Source organism: Caldisericia bacterium (assembly GCA_021158845.1).
Classification (GTDB): Bacteria; Caldisericota; Caldisericia; order B22-G15; family B22-G15; genus B22-G15.
In genome coordinates, this window is the sequence record JAGGSY010000152.1 from 1 (window position 1) to 3902 (window position 3902).

6 protein-coding genes are annotated in these 3902 nt (G+C 36.8%); all 6 read left to right on the plus strand.

The genetic code is table 11. The features are described 5' to 3' along the window. Positions 1-324: 324 nt before the first annotated feature. Positions 325-642: a 50S ribosomal protein L21 gene (gene rplU, locus J7J33_05395; protein ID MCD6168712.1), complete on the plus strand. Its 318-nt coding sequence runs from the start codon at positions 325-327 to the stop codon at positions 640-642. Between the two features lie 2 nt (positions 643-644). Then, positions 645-908, plus strand: a complete 264-nt coding sequence (gene rpmA, locus J7J33_05400) for a 50S ribosomal protein L27 (GenBank protein ID MCD6168713.1) — start codon at positions 645-647, stop codon at positions 906-908. Beyond that, positions 883-2178, plus strand: a complete 1296-nt coding sequence (obgE, locus tag J7J33_05405) for a GTPase ObgE (protein ID MCD6168714.1) — start codon at positions 883-885, stop codon at positions 2176-2178. Before rpmA ends, obgE begins: the two co-directional genes overlap by 26 nt. After that, positions 2171-2824, plus strand: coding sequence for a nicotinate-nucleotide adenylyltransferase (nadD, locus tag J7J33_05410; protein ID MCD6168715.1), 654 nt, complete (start codon positions 2171-2173; stop codon positions 2822-2824). Before obgE ends, nadD begins: the two co-directional genes overlap by 8 nt. Then, positions 2809-3153 (plus strand): ribosome silencing factor, encoded by a 345-nt coding sequence (rsfS, locus tag J7J33_05415; GenBank protein ID MCD6168716.1) that lies wholly within the window; start codon positions 2809-2811, stop codon positions 3151-3153. Before nadD ends, rsfS begins: the two co-directional genes overlap by 16 nt. After that, positions 3150-3902 (plus strand): carboxypeptidase regulatory-like domain-containing protein (locus J7J33_05420; protein ID MCD6168717.1); only part of this gene is annotated, 753 nt, incomplete at its 3' end. The genes rsfS and J7J33_05420, both read left to right, overlap by 4 nt.

Consider the following 3902-nt stretch of genomic DNA (forward strand, 5'->3'; position numbering starts at 1 on the left):
GTATTTCCCCTCTTTATAGTCTTTTCTTGCCTCTTCTATAGATTTAATAAAATTAGAACTTGATAGAGCTAAGATATCCTCTATGTAATCTTCAATAGTTTCCTCCACAACTCTTTTTATTATGTCTTTTAGTTCGTCTACAGACAGGTCTTTCACCTTATTCATCATTCCTCCTCATGAGAAAGATAGCACAAAATTTATACTCTTTCAACATCTGTTGAGACAAAATGACGACTCTAAAGAAATATAATTTATCCTCTTGATTTATGGTAAACTTATTGTAGAATAAAAAGATGTTGAAATATAGAGATGAAGGAGGTTAAGGTGTTTGCAATTATAGAAACAGGTGGAAAGCAGTATCTTGTTAAAGAAGGCGATACATTGAAGGTGGAGAAACTTCCATATGAAGAGGGAAGTGAGGTTGTCTTTGATAAAGTCCTTCTTTTGAGGAAGGAGGATGGAGAGGTTGTTGGCACTCCCTATGTTGAGGGAGTAAAGGTTCTTGGCAAGGTTTTAAAACAGATGAAGGAGAAAAAGATTAAGGTATTTACATACCATGCAAAGACAACCCACAAGAGAATGCTGGGTCATAGACAGAGAAAAACTGTTGTAAAGATTGAGAAGATTGAAACGGGAGGTTAGTTATGGCTCATAAAAAGAGTGGTGGAAAGTCAAGAAACGGAAGAGATTCCAATCCAAAGTATCTTGGCGTGAAGGTATTTGATGGACAACTTGTTAAACCAGGGTCAATAATCGTAAGACAGCGTGGTTCAAGAATAAAACCAGGAAAAAACACTGGTCTTGGTAATGATTATACAATATTTTCAAAGATCTATGGAGTTGTGAAGTTTGAGACCTTTGGAAAGGGAAGAAAGAGGGTAAGTGTCATTCCAAAAGAAGTTCAATAAAAAGTATTCCTTTGATTTAGCAGAAATTTTTGTCAAGGGTGGAAAAGGGGGGGATGGTATAATAGCCTTTAGAAGAGAAAAGTATGTTCCATATGGAGGTCCCTCAGGTGGTGATGGTGGAAAAGGGGGAGATGTTATATTAAAGGTTAATCCACAGCTTGATACACTCACAAAGTTTAGATTTAAGAAGGTGTTTAAAGCAGAGGATGGAAGACATGGTGAGGGGAACAACAAAACCGGTAAGGATGGAGAGGATTTAATTATTGATGTTCCACCAGGAGTTCTTGTTTGGGATAAGGAGACAGGTGAGCTTCTTGGAGAACTTACCGAACCAGGAGAAGAGCTTGTTGTTGCAAGGGGAGGTGAAGGTGGAAAAGGGAATGCCTCCTTTGCAACTCCTGAAAATAGAGCTCCACGCATAAGAACTCTGGGAGAAGAGGGAGAGGAGAGAAGACTCATACTTGAGTTAAGGATTATAGCTGAAGGAGGACTTGTTGGATATCCCAATGTTGGGAAATCTACGATTCTATCAAAGATAAGCAACGCAAAGCCTAAAATAGCATCATATCCCTTCACAACCCTTACCCCTGTTATTGGCGAGGTAAGAATTGATGATAAGAAGTCATTAAGAATTGTTGATCTTCCAGGTCTTATAGATGGAGCACACGAGGGGAAGGGGCTTGGACTCACATTTTTAAGGCATATTCAGAGGACTTATTTTTTGATCTTTGTTTTTGATGTTTCAGAAGCTTCACCTATGGATGCAATCACTCAGTATAAGAATCTTGTGAAGGAGATTGAGGAGTTTAACCCTGAAATTCTTGAGAAAGACAAGATAATTGTTTTAAATAAAATTGACCTTCCAGTGAAAAATCTTGAAGAGACAGAAAATTATTTTTATAAATTGGGGTTTCCAGTCGTTAAAATGTCTGCTATAAAAGGTGAGGGAGTTAGTGAACTTAAAAAAGAGATAGGGAAGATAAAATTACCAGAGAAGGAGAAAACTTTAAGGCCAAAGAGAAGGTATGTTTTAAGAGTGGATAAGGATAAAAGAAAAATTGAAGTTAAAAGGATTGGAGAGACATTCTATGTTTATGGAGAGGAACTTGGAAGACTTATTAAAGGTGTAGACCTTACATCTCCATTTGGCATAGAGAGAGTGCAAAAGATATTTAAGAGGTTTGGTGTGGAGGAGGAACTTAAAAAACTTGGAGTGAAAGAGGGGGATCTTGTTATAATAGAAGGTATAAGGTTTAGATATCATGAGTAAGAAATCAATAGGAATAATTGGAGGCTCTTTCAATCCAATACACATAGGTCATCTTGTTGTTGCTGAGGAGGCAAGGGTGAGGTTTTCGCTGGAGAGAGTGATCTTTGTACCCGTTGGTGTTCCGGGCTATAAAAAACCCACACAACTTATAGATCCAGAGAGGAGATTTGCCATGACGCTTCTTGCCACAGCTTCAAATCCACATTTTTTTGTTTCAAGGATTGAAATAGACCACTTTAAAAAGTCCTATACCTATGACACTATAAAGGAATTTAGAAAAATTTATCCAGAGGAGAATTATAACATCTACTTTATTACTGGTGCCGACTCTGTTTTAAGCATCCTCACATGGAAGAAACCAAGAGAACTTCTAAGCATGTGTTGTTTCATTGCTGCAACAAGGCCTGGATACAATCTTAAGAGACTCAAGGACAAGTTAAAGAAAATTTGTAATAACTGTGACGAGAGAATCTTTGTTATGAGGATTCCTGCTCTCTCCATCTCCTCTACAGAGATAAGGAATAGGATCAAGGAGGGTCTTCCAATAAAATACCTTGTTCCTAAAGAGGTGGAGGAGTATATTAAAAAACACAATCTATACAAGGAGGATGATCCGTGGGAGGAGAGAAAATTGCTCCAATTTTAGAAAAAACCTTTAATGCAATCGTAGATAAGAAAGGGGAGGATGTTGTATGCCTTGATGTTAGAAAGATAACTTCCCTTTTTGATTATGTATTTATTTGCTCTGCTGAAACTGACATTCAGGCAAGGGCAATAAGTGACGAAATTTACATAAAATTAAAAAAGAATGAAAAGACAATTCCCCTCTCTATTGAAGGATATGAGAAAGGTTCGTGGATTGTTATGGATTATGGCGATTTCCTTGTTCACATATTTCTTCCAGAGAAGAGGGAATACTACAACCTTGAGGATCTCTGGATAGAGGCTAAGAGAGTGGAGTTTGAGAAGAAGTGAGGAAGTTTATTCTGGCATCAGTCCTTTTTATGATACTTTTTTCCTCTATTTCATGTAGCGTCAATAGAACTTTAAAGGTTATCGTTCTTGATACAAAGGGAAATCCTGTTCAGGGAGCATGGGTAAGTATCCTGTCATATGAGGAAGGAGAGACAGGTAAAGATGGGTGGATAACTTTCAAACTTCAACCCAAAGAGTACATTGTTAAAGTAGAGAAACCCGGATTCTTTGGTGTAAAGAAAAAAATAGACCTTAAGAAAGAGAAAGAGGTTACCTTTAAACTTCTAAGTTTTAAAGAGGGAATGTCAAAGATTGTTGAATCCATAAGCAGGGATTTACCGGAAAAAAGGAGATTTAAGACAGTTGTCTATGGTTCATTTCCCACAGGAAGTATAAATTTTACTGCCAAGTTCTTTCTTGATGAGGGAAAAATCATTGTAGAAAGTGATGAGCTTGAAAGTAAAGTTTCTATTGAATTTAAAAATAACGAGTTTAGATACAATGGAAAGCCTTTTCCTTCTGAAGAAGAGCAGTATCTTCCCGAAGTCATAAAACTTATAAATGATTCTGTCTTATTTATAAAGGATTATCCTCTAAGATTGACCCTTAAATACACTGGTTCCACCACATACTTTTCAAACATATCCTTTAAAGAGGAAGAAGAGGATTTTAAAATTTTTGGCTTCTTTGTCATTGACAATGCAACTCTTAAGGTAAGAAAAGAGTATATAGATTTCTTTGCCGTAGAT